The 16584-nt window shown below is 43.7% G+C and carries 15 protein-coding genes and 1 tRNA gene; 11 read left to right on the forward strand and 5 right to left on the reverse strand.

What is annotated here, in order from left to right:
- Window positions 1-97 precede the first annotated feature (97 nt).
- Window positions 98-316: a helix-turn-helix domain-containing protein gene (locus QUA70_RS09715; RefSeq protein WP_333331927.1), complete on the reverse strand. Its 219-nt coding sequence runs from the start codon at window positions 314-316 to the stop codon at window positions 98-100.
- A 218-nt stretch (window positions 317-534) separates the two neighbouring features.
- Entirely contained in the window at window positions 535-768 is a 234-nt protein-coding gene (locus QUA70_RS09720; RefSeq protein WP_333346684.1) for a hypothetical protein, read from the reverse strand.
- Between QUA70_RS09720 and QUA70_RS09725 the strand changes: the two genes are divergently transcribed.
- From QUA70_RS09725 to gcvT, 7 genes are all read left to right on the forward strand, one after another.
- Window positions 707-1447: a DUF6884 domain-containing protein gene (locus QUA70_RS09725; RefSeq protein WP_333346679.1), complete on the forward strand. Its 741-nt coding sequence runs from the start codon at window positions 707-709 to the stop codon at window positions 1445-1447. The genes QUA70_RS09720 and QUA70_RS09725 overlap by 62 nt on opposite strands.
- Window positions 1448-1486: 39 nt before the next feature.
- Window positions 1487-3013 (forward strand): ATP-binding protein, encoded by a 1527-nt coding sequence (locus QUA70_RS09730; RefSeq protein WP_333346572.1) that lies wholly within the window; start codon window positions 1487-1489, stop codon window positions 3011-3013.
- Between the two features lie 12 nt (window positions 3014-3025).
- The gene (locus tag QUA70_RS09735; RefSeq protein ID WP_333346575.1) at window positions 3026-4666 is read left to right on the forward strand and encodes a hypothetical protein; all 1641 of its coding nucleotides are present in this window, start codon (window positions 3026-3028) and stop codon (window positions 4664-4666) included.
- A gap of 12 nt (window positions 4667-4678) precedes the next feature.
- Entirely contained in the window at window positions 4679-5734 is a 1056-nt protein-coding gene (locus QUA70_RS09740; protein ID WP_333346578.1) for a hypothetical protein, read from the forward strand.
- Window positions 5735-6034: 300 nt separating this feature from the next.
- Window positions 6035-6238, forward strand: coding sequence for a hypothetical protein (locus QUA70_RS09745; protein WP_333331943.1), 204 nt, complete (start codon window positions 6035-6037; stop codon window positions 6236-6238).
- 153 nt (window positions 6239-6391) lie between these two features.
- A tRNA-Ala gene (locus QUA70_RS09750) sits at window positions 6392-6464 on the forward strand.
- A gap of 193 nt (window positions 6465-6657) precedes the next feature.
- Entirely contained in the window at window positions 6658-7809 is a 1152-nt protein-coding gene (gcvT, locus tag QUA70_RS09755) for a glycine cleavage system aminomethyltransferase GcvT (RefSeq protein WP_333331946.1), read from the forward strand.
- Between the two features lie 102 nt (window positions 7810-7911).
- On the opposite strand, the gene QUA70_RS09760 is transcribed toward gcvT, so the two are convergent.
- Window positions 7912-8754, reverse strand: coding sequence for an alpha/beta hydrolase (locus QUA70_RS09760; RefSeq protein WP_333346581.1), 843 nt, complete (start codon window positions 8752-8754; stop codon window positions 7912-7914).
- Between the two features lie 59 nt (window positions 8755-8813).
- On the opposite strand from QUA70_RS09760, the gene gcvH reads away from it, so the two are divergent.
- The 4 genes from gcvH to QUA70_RS09780 all read left to right on the forward strand — a co-directional run bounded on the left by gcvH (window position 8814) and on the right by QUA70_RS09780 (window position 13088).
- The gene (gene gcvH, locus QUA70_RS09765; protein ID WP_333346584.1) at window positions 8814-9203 is read left to right on the forward strand and encodes a glycine cleavage system protein GcvH; all 390 of its coding nucleotides are present in this window, start codon (window positions 8814-8816) and stop codon (window positions 9201-9203) included.
- 300 nt (window positions 9204-9503) lie between these two features.
- Window positions 9504-12461: an aminomethyl-transferring glycine dehydrogenase gene (gene gcvP, locus QUA70_RS09770; RefSeq protein WP_333346586.1), complete on the forward strand. Its 2958-nt coding sequence runs from the start codon at window positions 9504-9506 to the stop codon at window positions 12459-12461.
- A gap of 109 nt (window positions 12462-12570) precedes the next feature.
- Window positions 12571-12762: a protein kinase domain-containing protein gene (locus QUA70_RS09775; protein WP_333334375.1), complete on the forward strand. Its 192-nt coding sequence runs from the start codon at window positions 12571-12573 to the stop codon at window positions 12760-12762.
- 50 nt (window positions 12763-12812) lie between these two features.
- A complete protein-coding gene (locus QUA70_RS09780) occupies window positions 12813-13088 on the forward strand; it encodes a hypothetical protein (RefSeq protein WP_333346589.1) in 276 nt (91 codons plus the stop codon).
- Between the two features lie 69 nt (window positions 13089-13157).
- On the opposite strand, the gene QUA70_RS09785 is transcribed toward QUA70_RS09780, so the two are convergent.
- Entirely contained in the window at window positions 13158-14291 is a 1134-nt protein-coding gene (locus QUA70_RS09785; protein ID WP_333346591.1) for a succinylglutamate desuccinylase/aspartoacylase family protein, read from the reverse strand.
- Between the two features lie 88 nt (window positions 14292-14379).
- Window positions 14380-16335 carry an adenylate/guanylate cyclase domain-containing protein gene (locus QUA70_RS09790; protein WP_333334381.1) on the reverse strand — a complete coding sequence of 652 codons (1956 nt, stop codon included), beginning with the start codon at window positions 16333-16335 and terminating at the stop codon, window positions 14380-14382.
- Window positions 16336-16584 lie beyond the last annotated feature (249 nt).

Here is a 16584-nt window from a genome sequence, read left to right on the forward strand (position 1 = left end):
GGAGCCGTGTGAGGTGAAAGTCTCACGCACGGTTCTGAAGGAGAGGTAGGGGTGGCAACGCCCCTATCGACTCTAACTTCTGGCTGTTGGTTTTCACTCACAATGCTTCTAACTCTCGATCGCTAACCCGAACTAGCAAATCACCAACTTCGCAATTTAGAACCTCACACAGCCGATCTAAAGTGTCCAAGGGAATAGATTTTGCCTTGTTTCTCTCGATTTTTTGAATGTTAGCCAGCGACATCTCCAGTATTCTAGCTAACTCGTTTTGGGAAATCGATCTTGATGTCCTGACATCTTTAAGCCTGATTTTCACAACCATTAATTAATAACTACTCAATTAAATACTTTAGCTTACTCACAGTAGTCTAACCATTAGTATCTATTATGTAAAGAGTATCAATGAATATGTAATTATCATGAGCCTAATCAGTGATAGTGTTACTAATGGTTGGCATACTAGCTGTAGTGCCAAGCTGGAAACGGGACTGCCTTGCACTGCCTGCTGCTAAAGATTACCGAAAATCCTTGCTATCAAGGACTTTGAATATTTTGGGGCACATCCAGACCCCACGTAGAGCGCAGATACAGCCACAGTGCAGCAACCATACTCCCGCAGCAGGTGAGAGAGGAAGTGAGAATTAGTGGCGATCGCTTCTCTACAATTGTTTTTAGGACAGGCGCGATCGCCCATAAAGATAAAATAGTGAATTCTGAATCTCCATATTTGATAATTATTGCCTGTTCTCGGCGCAAACTTTGTGACACAAACTTGCTGCCTGCCATAGAAAGATACGACGGCCCCACATTTCGTCTGTTACGGCGTTTTCTGCGGGATCAACCGTCAGCGCCCTTGGATATTTATATTTTGTCAGCGAAGTTTGGACTGATACCCAGTGACTATCCGATTCCAGATTATGACCAAAAAATGACAAGAGATCGATCACGCCAACTGCAACCAGAGGTGATTGCTAAACTCAAAAATATCCTCAACGCCAAGCCCTATCAACAACTTTGCATTTGTCTAGGTCGAGATTATTTCCTTGCACTGGATAAGTACGATATGCTAATTAAATCAGGATTAGTTGTGCGAATTGCCACAGGCTCATTAGGCAAAAAGCTGTCAAGTTTACATGATTGGTTATACGGGAAGCCCCCGGAACTATCCCCCAGTTGGCAGGCTGCTGCTCCGGCAGGGAAAGCCAGTATTAAAGGGATTGAGGTTGTGTTGACACCAGCACAAGTGCTTGATGTAGCAAGTCAGGCGTTAGCAGAAGGCAAGGGCAAGCCTGGTTGTTACCAGGCTTGGTATGTGTTAGTTGGCGATCGACGAGTATCGCCGAAGTGGGTGGTGAGTCTGTTGACAGGATTGCCTGTTAGTGCTTTCCATTCAATTGCGGCCAGGCGAATGCTCCAACAACTGGGGATAACAATCTATGCAGAATAGTTGCGTCATAGAATTAAATCTATAATTTGGAGTTGAACAATGAGTAGAAAACCTTCATCAATTGGCACAGTTATTTCTGATAATGAAACTCCAAGCTTTGAAACTGTACGCATTAAATTAAAAGCTAAACAAGATGTAAAACCAGGAACACTTGTGCGGATTCCAGTGTCTAGGACTGAAAAAACTATTCTTATTGGTCGAATTCACAGTGGTTACGAAAGCAATCCATATCAAAGTGCAGTTAATATTAATATTAGCGATCATGTAGGTGGGCGGCAAGTTCACCCACAAGAAGAATATAGCACAGATATCTTTCGGGTTGTTGAAGCGGAATTAATAGAGGAAATTAGTGATACAGAAATCCGAGCGCCACAAAATCTGCCTAACGCAGGCGCGGATGTATTTATCGCTGATAGTAATGAAACCGTCCGTGTTTTGGGTATGGAGGCAGATCGATCTAAAGGTTTGTATATTGGTGAAACAGTAAGTGGCACAAAAACAGAAATTATTCTCAAACGTGAGGCGATTCAACGGCATTTTTTTATAGGTGGAACTACAGGCAGTGGTAAGAGTTATGCAATGGGTGTAATTGCAGAAGAAATCATCAAGATGAATTTACCCATTGTTTTTATAGATACGCAGGATGAATATTCGTCGTTAGCTGAAAAAATGGGTGGCAAAGTTGTTGAGCCAGGAAAAGATTTTAGTATTCGCATCTCATCACTTACTGAATCAGAATTGATAAATTTACTTCCTGAAGCGATGAAACAGAGTTCACTTCAGTGTGACGTAGTGACAAAGGCTTTTGGTGAATTACAAACTCGTCTAGTCAATGAAGATATTGCAAAATTTACGTTGGATGATGTTTTAGCAAGAATACCAGATTCAGCAGCAGCACTATCAGCTAAACCTACTGATGTGCCACGATTGGTGGATACCGTCACACGCAGGTTAGAAACTCTCAATAATTACAGAATATTTGGCAAGGGGGTAGCTGACTGGCGAAAACTTATGTATCCTTGTCTGGCAATAAATTGTAAAAAATTAACATCTATACAGCTTCAATCTATAGCAACAGCAGTCTTGAGGGAACTTCAGAACTTACGCATCCGAGGTAATATTCCACCTTATGTGGCGGTTGTGGATGAAGCTCATTTGTTTGTACCACAAGGTGAGGGTAGCCCTTGCAAACAAATAATACGGGAAGGTGTACGAATTGGAAGACATCACGGCATTTGTATGGTATTAATGACACAAAGCCCTATTGATATTGATAGAAGTATTATCCGTCAGTGTAATACAAGACTTGTGTTTGCGTTAGAACCAGATCAACTTGATGCCATTCGGGGCGTAAAGTCAGATGCCTCTGAAGAAATGTTACGCGCCCTACCTAAGATGCCACGCGGTACTTGTTTGCTTTCAGGTACTTATGAAAGTGTTAAGCATACGATTCCAGTAAGGATTAGGGAGCGCGAAACGAAAGATTCAGAAGGAGGAAAAACACCTAATGTTTTTAAAGAGATGAAAGAAAAATGGATGCCAGTAATTGAAAAATTAAAATCATAAGGAATAGAATAAATGCCTAGAAAACGTCAATCCAAATCCAATAATACCGAAGCTAGCCAATATCAACAGTTGGAACTAAATCTTGAGTGGGATTCAATCCTTAATTCTGATTCACATAAAATTCTAACTCGTGAGCAGGTTATCAATAAGAGCTATGATCCTGTAGAAATAACGGCTGAATATGTTAGAAAAATAGTTTCTTCGCAGAAAGCATGGAAAAGTACACTTAAAAAAGCACGGGAAAAACTACTGACAACAAACGCTAAGCAACTCTACTTAGATTTCTTACTGGATATTAAACGTCAAATAGAGGAAAACTCATCCAAATCACCTAGATTAGCTCGTTTATTAAAACAGGTAGCTATTCGGGGATTGGGAATGACAAAGGAACAAGTAAAAATATATGATCCACCTAAAGGAAGTGGTCAATGGAGAGTTGATATCAATACTGAATTAGTAGAGCAACATTTAGAAAGCCATATAGTAGGAGAAAATTTTCTCAATCTGATTACTGCTGACAATACAGACTGGAAACGTAACCTAATTATCGCCTCTTCTGATGTCAGTCAACATCGTAGTTCAGTTCCTACTCGTGCCCGTTTTTTCACGCGAACTGTTCCTTTTGTGCTGAATAATGCTGTTGGTGCTATTTTGAGGGTAAAAAATGGAAAAGCAGAATTTGATCTGCCAAGATTTAATCCTCAACCCGACCAAGAATTAATTAGGTGGATGCTAATTGATCCATCTTATGAAGATGAATTAGAACCGGAAGACTATCAACGATGTACTGCTTCTGCGATGGATGTTGGTCAATATAAATTTGATCATCAATACTTGTTAAATGCGGATAAAGATCGCCCTGACATAATTCTTAGAGATGGTAGTTTGTTTCCACAAGATGCCTACTTAGATAACTTCTTAATAGACAACAGACGAGGTGAGTTTACTCGTGAAGCTATCCGAGAACTTCTCAACTGTCTTCTCTGTGCTAGAGCTTACAAAACCATTTACTGTGGTGTGTCAAAAAATGTCCAATTAAAAGTATATAGTGCTATTTTAGACTGGTATATTACCAAGGAAATAGATCCAGATTGGGAAACAGGTAATTATACTCTTAATGATGGTCAGATGATGACATTATTATTGGGGGGTTATAGGTTTAAAAATAATTTAACAGAAACCATTGCTACTTGTTTAATTCGTCGTTCTTTTACGACAAGAGCAGCTTTGAATGAAAAAGCTAATCTTCAGGCTCTGGATTCCTATTTTAATCGCTATGAAAAAACACATGATTTTAACATTAGTCCCTATCGTGAGTTGTGTAATATTTTTCATGTGTATATGTTTTTTATGGGGCATTCCAAAAGTCCCAGTCAACTTTTACCTCGCTATGAATTTTTCCACGATGCTTCTCTAGGTTCACCAACAAGCGTAGCACAAAAAATTCTTACTGCTATACAGTATTCAGGTGTATTTGCTGACAATGAACATTCATTTTCTATGTCTCCAGACGAAGAAGCCATTATTTATCTGATCCCAAGAGTTACTATGCAAGCTCACCGCGAATCAAAAAATATTGGTGAATATTTAACTCAACACACTAAACAATTACTTATGTCTCGATATAAAACTTTCCTGTCAGAAATTGTATAAGGAATATCAACTGTGAAAATCGTCGCTGGTATCAGTTTAAAAGGAATCAAACCGCGTGTATGGGATAGAACCTCAGAGTATTACCTTCCCCAACTACACGCGGTAATGATTTCCTACGCGGATTTTCACAAAATGCCTAAACGCAGGCGTGAGGCAATGGAAAAGGGACTGCACGAATCTCTGGGTATTCCTACTCAAGTTCAAATTTATCTTGATAACGGTGCTTTTTACTTTATAAAACGTGATGGTGAAACGCCAAGAAAAGAGTATGAAGAGTTTGTAGAAAAAGCTAAACCAGACTGGTATCCAATTCCTCAAGACTTTATTCCTACTCCCAAAATGACATTTAAGGAGCAGAAACAATGTTTTAAGCGCACAATGGAAATGAATCTGGCTTATAAAGACCATCCATCATACATTCCTGTTATTCACATTAGCGAATTGCTTGAAGACTATGTAAATGCAATCAAAGCACATAAGGAATTCTTAGCAAAACCATATATTGCTTTGGGTGGCATTGTACCAAATTTACTACGCGCTCCTAAAGCAATACCTTATCATAAAATTCTATCTAGCATTCAACATATACGCGAAGAATTTAAAAATACAAAACTTCATGTTTTTGGCATTGGTGGCACAGCAACTATACATTTAGCCGCTTTATTGAGCATTAACTCAGTAGACTCAAGCGGTTGGCGCAGTCGGGCGGCGCGGGGGATGATACAATTGCCTGGAACCGGAGAGCGAATTGTGGCTCCTTTAGGTAACTGGAGAGGCCGTCAAGTCAGTCAAGAAGAAGAAAAAAAACTAGAGGAATGTCTCTGTCCAGCTTGTCGTCAGTATAAATTAAATGGACTGAAAATAAGTGGTATGGAAGGTTTTTGTAATCGAGCTACTCATAACTTGTGGATACTACTGGAAGAGGCTCGACTAATTGAAGAGCATCTATATAATAGTGGGAATTATAAGGAGTGGTACAAGGAACACTTAGATAACACCATTTATCGTCCACTGATTGCTCAAATAGTGGAAAATTTGGAATCATCAAAAGAAGTTGGTAAAGGCTAAAGCTATGAAAGTAAGGGTTTGGCGACAATAGCGATCGCACCCTACCCCCTCAAAAAAGCGTGTAAAGCGCAGCTATCGGGCTCTTAATCGATCGCTCAAGAGTCAAAAACGCCACCTCTAAAGCTGAGTTTGCTCTCATTTACTTTGCATATTGTAATTATCACCAAAAGCTATAATTTTTTCTCACTAGCTTTCCGCTGCTCCCTTCGGGTTTTACAGCAAAAGTTAAATACGCCTGAGCTTATCTGCACTGAGCGAAAAGTTTTGTTACAATAGGTAAGCTGTTACAAATCGTAACTTATGCTGGTTTCTATTTTAATAATTGACGTTGCCCTCGTTGCCTGGTCTTTGCACTTAATGCAGGAGGCGATCACGCAACGGGAATTTTCACTAATGCTAGCCGGCACCCTAGTTGCGGTCTCAGCCGCCGCCCTGCTAGTCGTGTACTTCCTCATGGGGTCTTGTTTGAGCCATTTGACCGAAATATCGCAACACACTTACTAAATCATAGTAGGGGATTGACCATTGTCCAGAAGCGAGGAGACTTTTTTGAAAAAAAAGCCGAAAGCCTTGCCAATCCAGGGCTCAAAACTAATTTCCCCAAAAAGCTTGACAAATATTGGTCAGTTAAGGCATGATTGAGAGCGCGAAAAGAAAGGGGAATTAGCTCAGTTGGTAGAGCACTACAATGGCATTGTAGGGGTCAGCGGTTCGAGCCCGCTATTCTCCATAAACATTAGAGTAGGCAAACGGCACTGCCGTATCCTAATTGCTACCGAAACAGTACCACTGCGTGCTTAAATTTGATCGCGACTTGTACCTAAACAGCTTTGCCGTGTCGTTAAATTCGATCGCCCTACACACCGCGAAAACCAATTTTCCCGTAAAATCAAAACAGTCTACCCGCAACCAAAGCGCTACCTGTGGCAAAGTCAACTGAACCCAACAATCCAGAGAGTCCGAGCCAACTTGCCCGATCGCCTCTGTACGACCTATCATTACAACTCAAAGCCCGAATGGTGCCCTTTTCCGGGTGGGAGATGGCAGTACAGTACGCAGGCATCAGCAGCGAACACCAAGCAGTACGCCAGCAAGCAGGAATGTTCGACATTTCCCACATGGGAAAATTTGGTTTGAGAGGGAAACAAGTAATAGAAAAATTTCAACCCTTAGTACCCTCAGACTTGAGCCGCTTGCAACCCGGTCAAGCTCAATATACAGTCTTGCTAAATGCCAAAGGCTGCATATTAGACGACATTATTTTCTACTGCCAAGAACCAGACCCTATCACTAGCGAAGAACGTGCAGTAATCATTGTCAACGCCGCCACTCGCATCGCAGACAAAGCATGGATCACCACTCACTTAGAATTGAACGGACTCTGTTTTACAGACATCTCCGAAGATAAAGTTTTAATTGCCATTCAAGGGCCGGAAGCCGTTAACTATCTCCAGCCTTTTGTGGAAGACAACCTCGCACCAATTAAGGCATTCGGCCACTTAGAAACAAATCTGTTGGGACAGCCGAGTTTTATCGCCAGAACTGGTTACACCGGCGAAGATGGGTTTGAAATCATGGTGGAGGCCGAAGTAGGAAAAGAACTGTGGAAAAAATTGTTAACTGCTGGCGTTGTTCCCTGCGGTTTGGGTGCGAGAGATACCTTGCGTTTAGAAGCAGCAATGGCTCTTTACGGTCAAGATATCGACGACAATATCACGCCTTTAGAGGCTGGATTGGGTTGGGTTGTTCACCTCGACACCAAAGGCGATTTTATTGGGCGGGAGGTTTTGGAACAGCAGAAAGCGAGTGGAGTATCGAAACGGTTGGTAGGGCTAGAAATGCAGGGGCGGCACATTGCACGCCACGGCTATCCGGTAATATTTGAAGGTGAAAAAGTAGGGGAAGTTACTAGCGGTACATTATCGCCTACTTTGAATCGGGCAGTTGCCCTTGCGGTTGTTCCGGCAAAATTAGCTAAAATCGGTCAGCAATTAGAAATCGAGATTCGCGGGAAAAACTATCCGGCTGGTGTGGTGAAAAAACCATTTTATCGATCGCAAAACCGCCCGAGTTAAATTAACTAGGTAAGCCTTAATTCAGGGGCGTTGCTCATAGCAACGGTTCACAATAAAGTGTAAGTGTATATGTTGTTGTGGAACGGGCTTCTAGCCCGTTGCTCATATTGGTCGAGAAGATTCATCTACTAGCTTAGCAAATTGCCGCAAAGTTGCAGCATAGCGATCGCCCGCCACATCCATCAAATCATTATGACCGGCCCCATCAACCCAAAAATTTAATTTCGGCTGCTTCGCCGCTGCAAATAACTGCTCTCCATGCCAAAAATGCACCACCTCATCAGCCTTACCATGAATCACCAAAACAGGCGATCGAACTTTGCCAATCTTATCAATATTCACAAACTTGTCAAAGGGTAAAAGCGGAATCCGCGTCAACACCCGAAAAGCCGAAACAAAGGAACTTTCAACCACCAAACCGCCGACTTTTTTCCGCGAAGCCAAATCAATTGCCGGCCCACCGCCCACAGAACGCCCGTAAAGAATAATTTGCTTTGCAGGTATTCCCAACTGTTGGGTTAAATAATTGTAAGCAGCCTCAATATCACGATAAGTATTATATTCAGAAGGCTTTCCCTGGCTCGTGCCGTAACCTTGATAATTATAGGCAAACACAGCAAAACCGCTATCTCGAATCTCTCTCAGTAGCCACAAAATGCCGTCCAAGTCTTCCGCATTCCCGTGACTGTAAAGTATGGTATATTTAGCTTGCGGGTTAGGAAAATGAACAGCAGAAATTTTCACGCCATTAGCTGAGCTAACTTTGATAACTTCCATGCTATCACTCTGACTAGATGGGGGATGTTGGAAAATTAGCCGTTCTGAAAAAAAGAAACCGTAAAAACACATAAATGCGTAAATAAAAATTAGAGATTTCATAAGTCGTTTGACAGAAAATTCTCCGAAAAGCAAGCGTTTAATATTTTTTCTGTTCCAGTTAGTCATTACTAAAGGCTCATAGTTGAATAAGATTTAACTAATACTTTTTTATTGCGAGAAAAGACATGGCACTAACATACCCCGATGACTTGAAATACCTAGACACCCACGAATACATTCGACTCGAAGGCGAAATTGCCACCATCGGCATTAGTGCCTTTGCAGTTGACCAACTCGGCGATATCGTGTTTCTAGATTTGCCAGAAGTCGGTGCAGGGTTGGAAAAGGGCGAAGCTTTCGGTACAGTCGAGTCCGTGAAAGCCGTTGAAGACTTGAAAGCACCAGTTACCGGTACAGTCGTAGAACGCAATGGTGACATTATAGAGTCTCCCGAAAATTTGGCGGAAGACCCCTATGGCGCTGGGTGGCTGCTGAAAGTGCGCGTTGACAATCCCAGCGAAGCAGAGGACGCTTTCTCGGCCCCGGAGTATCGCAAAATGGTGGAAGGCGAGTAGTTAGGAGTTTTGGGTTTGGAGTGGGAATTTGGGGGTAGGGCTCGTTGATTCTTCCACAATCTGCCAGGGGTTTCAACCCCTGGCTAATAGCACAAGTCGTCTAAAGACGACTGAAATACCAAGCAGTTGGGCGAGGAGTTGCCATAAGTGCGGCTTAATCTACAGTCGTCTTCAGACGACTTTAGCTGTGAGACAGGGGTTTCCACCCCTGTCGGACTTTGATAGACGCAGAAAATCTTCCTTGTTTTCTTAGCAAAATGTTACAAACAAAGAAGAAAAGTCAATTCAGGAGAATCCGCCTTGGTACTCTACAGCCCTCAACTTGAAGCCAACCAGCAGCAAAACCTTTCCTCCATCAATGGTTTTGCGGGGCGCCACATTGGCCCGACACCCAGCGAAATCCAGCAAATGCTCAATGTTTTGGGCATTTCCAGCCTCGATGAGTTGATTGACAAAACGGTTCCAGGGGCGATTCGCATTTCTGCACCCCTACAACTTCCCGCAGCGCAAAGCGAGTACAGCGCTTTGGCAGAATTGAAAGAAATTGCGGCAAAAAATCAGGTATTTCGATCGTACATCGGCACAGGATATCACGACTGCATAACTCCCCCGGTCATCCAGCGGAATATCCTAGAAAATCCCGGCTGGTATACAGCTTACACTCCCTACCAAGCCGAAATTGCTCAAGGGCGATTGGAAGCTTTACTGAACTTCCAAACCATGATAATTGACCTCACGGGTTTGGAAATTGCCAACGCTTCCTTGCTGGATGAAGGGACAGCGGCGGCGGAAGCGATGGCGGTTAGTTACGGCGCCAGCAAAAATAAGGCAAAAGCGTTTTTTGTTTCCCAAGATTGCCACCCTCAAACTGTGGAAGTGGTGCAAACTCGCGCTAAGCCACTGGGAATTGAGGTAATTGTCGGCGACCATCAAAGCTTTGAGTTCGATCGTACAATCTTCGGTGCACTCCTGCAATACCCCGCCACAGACGGCGCAATTTACGACTATACCGATTTTATTCGATCGGCACACGAAGTCGGCGCATTAGTCACAGTAGCCGCCGACATTTTGAGCCTGTGCTTGCTCACACCCCCCGGCGAATTCGGCGCGGATATAGCCGTAGGAAGCACTCAGCGCTTCGGAGTGCCGATGGGATTCGGAGGGCCGCACGCAGCCTATTTCGCCACGCGAGAAGAGTTTAAACGGCAAGTTCCGGGGAGAATAGTTGGCGTTTCTAAAGATGCCAACGGCAAATCTGCTTTACGTTTGGCCTTGCAAACTCGCGAACAGCACATCCGCCGCGAAAAAGCCACCAGCAATATTTGTACTGCTCAAGTTTTGCTGGCAGTGATGGCGAGTATGTATGCTGTTTATCACGGCCCGTCTGGACTGAAAGACATTGCTGAGAAAGTATGGAGTTTAACGGCACTTTTGGCATCCGGTTTAAGAAGTTTCGGATACACAATTGGTTCTCAACATTTCTTCGATACTTTGCGGGTAGAATTGGGAGATAAACCGCTGTCAGAAATTCTAGAAGCTGCTAAAGTTCGCAAAATTAATCTCCGAATTTTCGATAATTCGACAGTGGGAATTACTTTAGATGAAACTGTCACCGTTGAAGATGTGCAAGAGTTGTGGAAAATATTTTCACAGGATAAGGATTATATCAGGCCGGACGGGCAGAAGGCTCTCAACATTCCCCTGGATGCCGACGCATTGAGTGGTTATTTGACATTACCAGATTTTTGCGATCGCACTAGCAGCTATCTCGCTCATCCAGTTTTCAACAGCTACCATTCAGAAACTGAACTTTTGCGCTATTTGCACCGTTTAGAAGCCAAGGATTTATCGCTAAATACATCGATGATTCCCTTGGGTTCTTGCACAATGAAATTGAATGCAACAGCAGAGATGATGCCGGTGACTTGGGCGGAATTTGGTAAGATACATCCCTTTGCACCCCGCGATCAAACTCGCGGCTATCAAATGATGTTCGTGCAACTAGAACAGTGGCTGGCAGAAATCACCGGTTTTGCGGGAATTTCTTTGCAACCAAACGCCGGTTCCCAAGGCGAATACGCGGGTTTGTTAGTTATTCGCCAATACCACGAACACCGAGGCGAATCTCACCGAAATATCTGTTTGATTCCCCAGTCAGCCCACGGTACAAATCCGGCTAGCGCGGTGATGGCGGGGATGAAAGTAGTTGCTGTCGAGTGCGATTATCAGGGCAATATTGATGTTGCTGACTTACATAAAAAAGCCGAAAAACACAAAAATGACCTGGCGGCTTTGATGGTGACATATCCATCTACGCACGGCGTTTTTGAGGAAGAGATTAAAGAGATTTGCGATATTGTCCACAACTGCGGTGGACAAGTTTATATGGACGGCGCAAATATGAATGCTCAAGTTGGTTTGTGCCGCCCTGGTGATTTTGGTGCTGATGTTTGTCACTTGAATTTGCACAAAACTTTTTGTATTCCCCACGGCGGCGGCGGGCCGGGAATGGGGCCAATTGGGGTAATGTCTCATTTGGTGCCTTTCTTACCTTCTACTGATGAAGAATTAAAATCTTACCCCCCCCAACGGAGGCGCGAAATATCTCAATCAGTTGGTGCTGTTTCCGCAGCACCTTGGGGAAGTGCTAGCATTTTGCCTATTTCTTGGATGTATATTCGGATGATGGGAGGAGTGGGTTTAACTGAGGCAACAAAAGTAGCAATTCTTAATGCTAATTACATGGCGCAGCGGTTAGCATCTTATTATCCGGTTTTGTACAAAGGGAAAGCTGGTTTGGTGGCGCACGAGTGTATTCTAGATTTGCGATCGCTCAAAAAATCTGCGGCTATTGAAGTCGAAGATATCGCTAAACGTTTGATGGATTACGGCTATCACGCGCCGACGGTTTCTTGGCCGGTCGCTGGTACGGTAATGGTGGAACCGACGGAAAGCGAATCGAAGCAGGAATTAGACCGTTTTTGCGAGGCGATGATTGCGATTCGAGGCGAAATTGCGGAGATTGAAAACGGTAATGTTGACGCGCAAAATAACGTCTTGAAAAATGCGCCGCACACCGCAGAATCTCTGATGGTTGATGAGTGGAATCGTCCTTATACTCGCGCGCAAGCGGCTTATCCGACCTCTTGGACTCGCGAACATAAGTTTTGGCCGGCGGTGGGCCGGATAGATAATGCGTTTGGCGATCGCAATTTTGTCTGTTCTTGTTTGCCAATGGAGGCTTACAGCCAAGGTTAAATAACTCTCTACGGGTGCGAATTAGGCTTTCCATCCCCTCTAGCCCCCCTTCTTAAGGGGGGACAAGAGTTTTCTGTCAAATCGATATAATCCCCGACCCAAAATCGATATGAGTTCTAAAATTACTTTAATTCCCAATGTAAGATTGGCTGATAGTAGTTTTGCAAAAGGACGGGGTTTGATTCACCGGGATTTGAAGCCTGAGAATATTTTTCTGGCGGATGTGGGAGGGAAACAAGTTGCAAAAATAGGGGATTATGGGTTAGCCAAAGCTTTTGACCAAGCGGGTTTAAGCGCTTAAACTCGGACGGTAATGCTGCCGGTACGCCCTGTTTTATGCCACGATAAAAAGTGCTTGATTATAAGTATGCGAAACCAGAGGTTGATGTTTGGGTGGCGGCGGCTTGTTTGTATGTGATGATAACGGGTGAGTTTGCGCGCAATTTGCAGGGTCAAAACCCGTTTGTGGCGGTTTTGCAAAATGATGCGGTGCCGGTGGGCGATCGCACTTCTGCGATTCCTCAACCGCTAGCCACAGTTATCGATCGCGCTTTAATGGACAATCGTGAAATTTATTATAAAAGTGCGGCGGAATTTAAACAAGCCCTATTCCATAGTATATCGTAAATTATGGTTTGACTACCAATAGGTTTTCAGAAACCCGGTTTGTTCAAGAAACCGGGTTTCTTGGTATTCTCAATCTGCCATCACAGACAACACATACTCTCCTTGATTTACTGACTGATTTGTCGAAACATCAAAAATGAAAACATCCGACTCCGCACAAACATCAACCAAACTCGGAAATTCCCCATTCTTATTAAAGCTGAGAATTTGATAAAGCCGATCGCCCTTTTTGACATAACTCCCCAATTGCACTCGATTTTGAATCATCCCGCCCGCCGGCGCGTAGTATTTTATCACCGAATTTTTGGGGGTAAAAATAACTTGATGATTCGCAGTTTCCGGGAGGGAAAATCCATCTATTTTCAATAAACCCTTACTGGCTAAGTAATTTTTGATGCCCCGGAAGCCATTCGCCACCGACTCGGGATTCATTTCCATCCCCGAACCTAATTCTAAAGTCCAAGCTTCCACGTCAAATTTGAGCGCACTTCCCAACTCTGCCAAAATCTTCTCCAAAGCCAGCCAAGGCTTGAGAAACGCCTCGTCAAAAGCATCGCCATCGTACTCGTCAAACAAGATTGCCCGATCGAGCAAAAAAGCTTTTGCACTCTCCTCGCGGGAATTAAAACAGTAAAGGTAATCTAAACTTTGATTCGTAGAACTGTGCAAGTCCAGCACATAGTCAGCATCCAAACACAAAGATTGTAGCTGATATCGGTAAAGTTCGCTGTAGGGGCGGCAACTAGGAGCGTTAATTTTTGCCAACTCTTTCGCAAAACTCAAAGCCATCGCTTTTCTGTAATTAACTTTGACAGTATCGGCATCGAGATGGATGTGAGACTTCGCAAAACCCAGAATATCTTCCCCTTGTTTTTCAAAATCCCAGAAAATCCGGTTCCAATTTACCCCATCATAAAGATTGTACCGACCAGGGGAAAAATGGTGCGATCGCTGACTGACACCTACAGGATTACAAACAGGAACTAGCCAAATTTCCCCGCTTAACTGACTGCTGTCCAAAGACATTAAAAACTCAATTAATTGGTAAATCACAGCATTACCACTAATCTCAGCGCCGTGCAGGTTAGATTGGAGATAAGCTTTTTTGCCGGGAAGCGCACCTTGAAACTGATAGACTTGCAGTGAAAGCCGATCGCCCGAAGCAAGCTGCACCACAGGAATAGTCGAAATAACAGGAATCATAGACAAGACTCCGAGAGAGGGAACACGTTTAGAAAGGCAGGTGAGACTTGGCAAAACTAATCTTCCCCATTGAAGCATTGATCGGCTTCTAGCTTTTTGGACCGATTAACCAGTAAGTAATCATTTCTCCCCGACCCTTAATAGAAATAGTACCTCTTCGTTCCAGCACATACAGGTCTTTCAAATGAGAATATGTGGTCTCTGTTACCTGAATATAGCCCGGTTTACCGTGAGACTCCATGCGAGAAGCCACATTAACGGCATCTCCCCACAAGTCATAAATAAACTTCTTGATGCCAATCACTCCCGCAATGACGGGACCAGTGTTAATGCCAATCCGTATTTGTAGTGAATTTCCTAAATTGTTAGGTATTGTTTTCATGTAAGCCTGCATTTCTAAAGCCATATCCGCGATCGCCCTGGCATGATCCTCACTGGCGATTGGCAATCCACCCACCACCATATAAGCATCACCAATGGTTTTAATTTTTTCTAGACCGTACTTTTCCGTCAACTCATCAAAAGCCGAAAAAATTTGGTTCAATCCGGCAACTAATTGCATAGGTTCCATTTGGGCTGAGAGACTGGTGAAACCAACAATATCAGCAAAGAGAATCGTCACTTCTTCAAAATGTTCTGTGGGAGATTCTGCCCGTTTCAAGCGCTCGGCAATTGTGGCAGGCAGAATATTAAGTAAAAGCTGTTCCGATCGCTCCTTTTCTTTGCGTAGTTCTGCCGTGCGGATTTCCACTCGATTTTCTAACTCCTCATTAGCTAAGCGTAGGGCTTTTACAGATTCCTTGAGTTTGTCGGTCATGCTGTTGAAAGAATCCGCCACAATAGCAACTTCCTTAATCGAGCCAGCGTCAACTTTTTGGTCGAGATTACCTCTGGCAACTTCTTGAGATGCCTCAGCAAGTTTTAATAATGGGTGAGTAATCCAACGGGCAGTGAGAATACCGATCGCGATCGCGACGAGTAAGGCTATTAAAACTAGCACGATCGTATTTTGGGTGTTTTCATAGATTTGTGCCATAAAATCTGCTTCTGGAATCACCACCGCAATCAGCCAATCAATACCTTTGCCATCCTTGAGGGGGGATACCTGCACGAACTGTCGCTTACCGTTGAGTAGGTAATCGCCTTGTTGCGATCTTTCAATGCGATCGAAGCTGCCAAAATACTGCTGCAAATATTGGGCAGTTTCTCTGACTACGGGTTCTTCGCTTTGAATCGCCATCACCAGCTTGGCATTTTCCCCTTTGCCCACAGTCAGAGGTTCATTGGTGGAGCTAGAAAGCATGGAACCTTTGCGATCCATAATGAAAGCATGACCTGTTTTGCCAATTGCCAGACTAGCTAAAAATTTCCTTAAATCTTCTAAAAGCACCACATCCGTGGCACAAACCCCTAAGATGTTTCCCGTACTATCGTACACTGGCTCGCTAGCTGTAATCGTGGGCAATCCGCCGGAAAAATCCAGGTAAACCTCACTCCAAATCTGTCGTTTTGCTTCTATGGCGGCAATGTACCAAGGACGTTTGCGCGGATCGTAGGGGCGGCGTTTTTCTAGCAACTGCTGCCGATTGCCCCGACTATCCATAGCATAATAGTAAAAATTGTAGTCGCTCTCTTGATTGCTAACAGACATGACGAGCGTTGCAGAACCTTGATAAAACAGGCGAGATGCCCCCAGATATTGCCCTTGGGAGTCACCGCAGTAGGATGAATCAATAAAGGTAGAAATTTGTATCTGGGTCATAAATTGCTTGGCATTGCTGGCATTAACCATGTCAAAACTATTCTCAGAAAAAGCTGCTCCATTCAACTGATTAAAGTCGTGGGATCTACCTAGATATTTTCTTAATTCTCCATCAATCCGGGCAGTGAGTTCATTGCGTAATTGGGCTGCTAGATCGTTAACCGCTTTTTGACCGCTGCGAAAAGACAAATAACTGACTAAGCCCACAGTTCCAGCGATCTGCAATACAAAGGGCAAAACAAGGGCGATGCGGAGCCGGAACCTGCGATTTTTGATTTTCATCTAAAAAAAAACGTGAAGTTTCTGAGATTTACAGGATTTACGCATAAACCCTATTTATAGGGTGTGCACTGCACACCTTACGCCATAAATAGCGTGTCAAAATACTTGGGGCGTAATTCCTGATTTATATTCTTTGTTAATATCATGCTAGATATAACCCTTTGTTTCACGAACGGCACCTTGGAACTGATAGACTTGCAGTGAAAGCCGATCGCCCGAAGCAAGCTGCACCACAGGAATAGTCGAAAT

This window comes from Microcoleus sp. LAD1_D5 (assembly GCF_036702115.1).
Lineage (GTDB): Bacteria > Cyanobacteriota > Cyanobacteriia > Cyanobacteriales > Microcoleaceae > Microcoleus.

Coding starts and splice junctions, on each gene's coding strand:
- QUA70_RS09730 (WP_333346572.1), top strand. CDS start 1,487: ATGAGTAGAAAACCTTCATCAATTGGCACAGTTATTTCTGATAATGAA.
- QUA70_RS09735 (WP_333346575.1), top strand. CDS start 3,026: ATGCCTAGAAAACGTCAATCCAAATCCAATAATACCGAAGCTAGCCAA.
- QUA70_RS09745 (WP_333331943.1), top strand. CDS start 6,035: ATGCTGGTTTCTATTTTAATAATTGACGTTGCCCTCGTTGCCTGGTCT.
- QUA70_RS09760 (WP_333346581.1), bottom strand. CDS start 8,754: ATGACTAACTGGAACAGAAAAAATATTAAACGCTTGCTTTTCGGAGAA.
- gcvH (WP_333346584.1), top strand. CDS start 8,814: ATGGCACTAACATACCCCGATGACTTGAAATACCTAGACACCCACGAA.
- QUA70_RS09775 (WP_333334375.1), top strand. CDS start 12,571: ATGAGTTCTAAAATTACTTTAATTCCCAATGTAAGATTGGCTGATAGT.
- QUA70_RS09785 (WP_333346591.1), bottom strand. CDS start 14,291: ATGATTCCTGTTATTTCGACTATTCCTGTGGTGCAGCTTGCTTCGGGC.
- QUA70_RS09790 (WP_333334381.1), bottom strand. CDS start 16,335: ATGAAAATCAAAAATCGCAGGTTCCGGCTCCGCATCGCCCTTGTTTTG.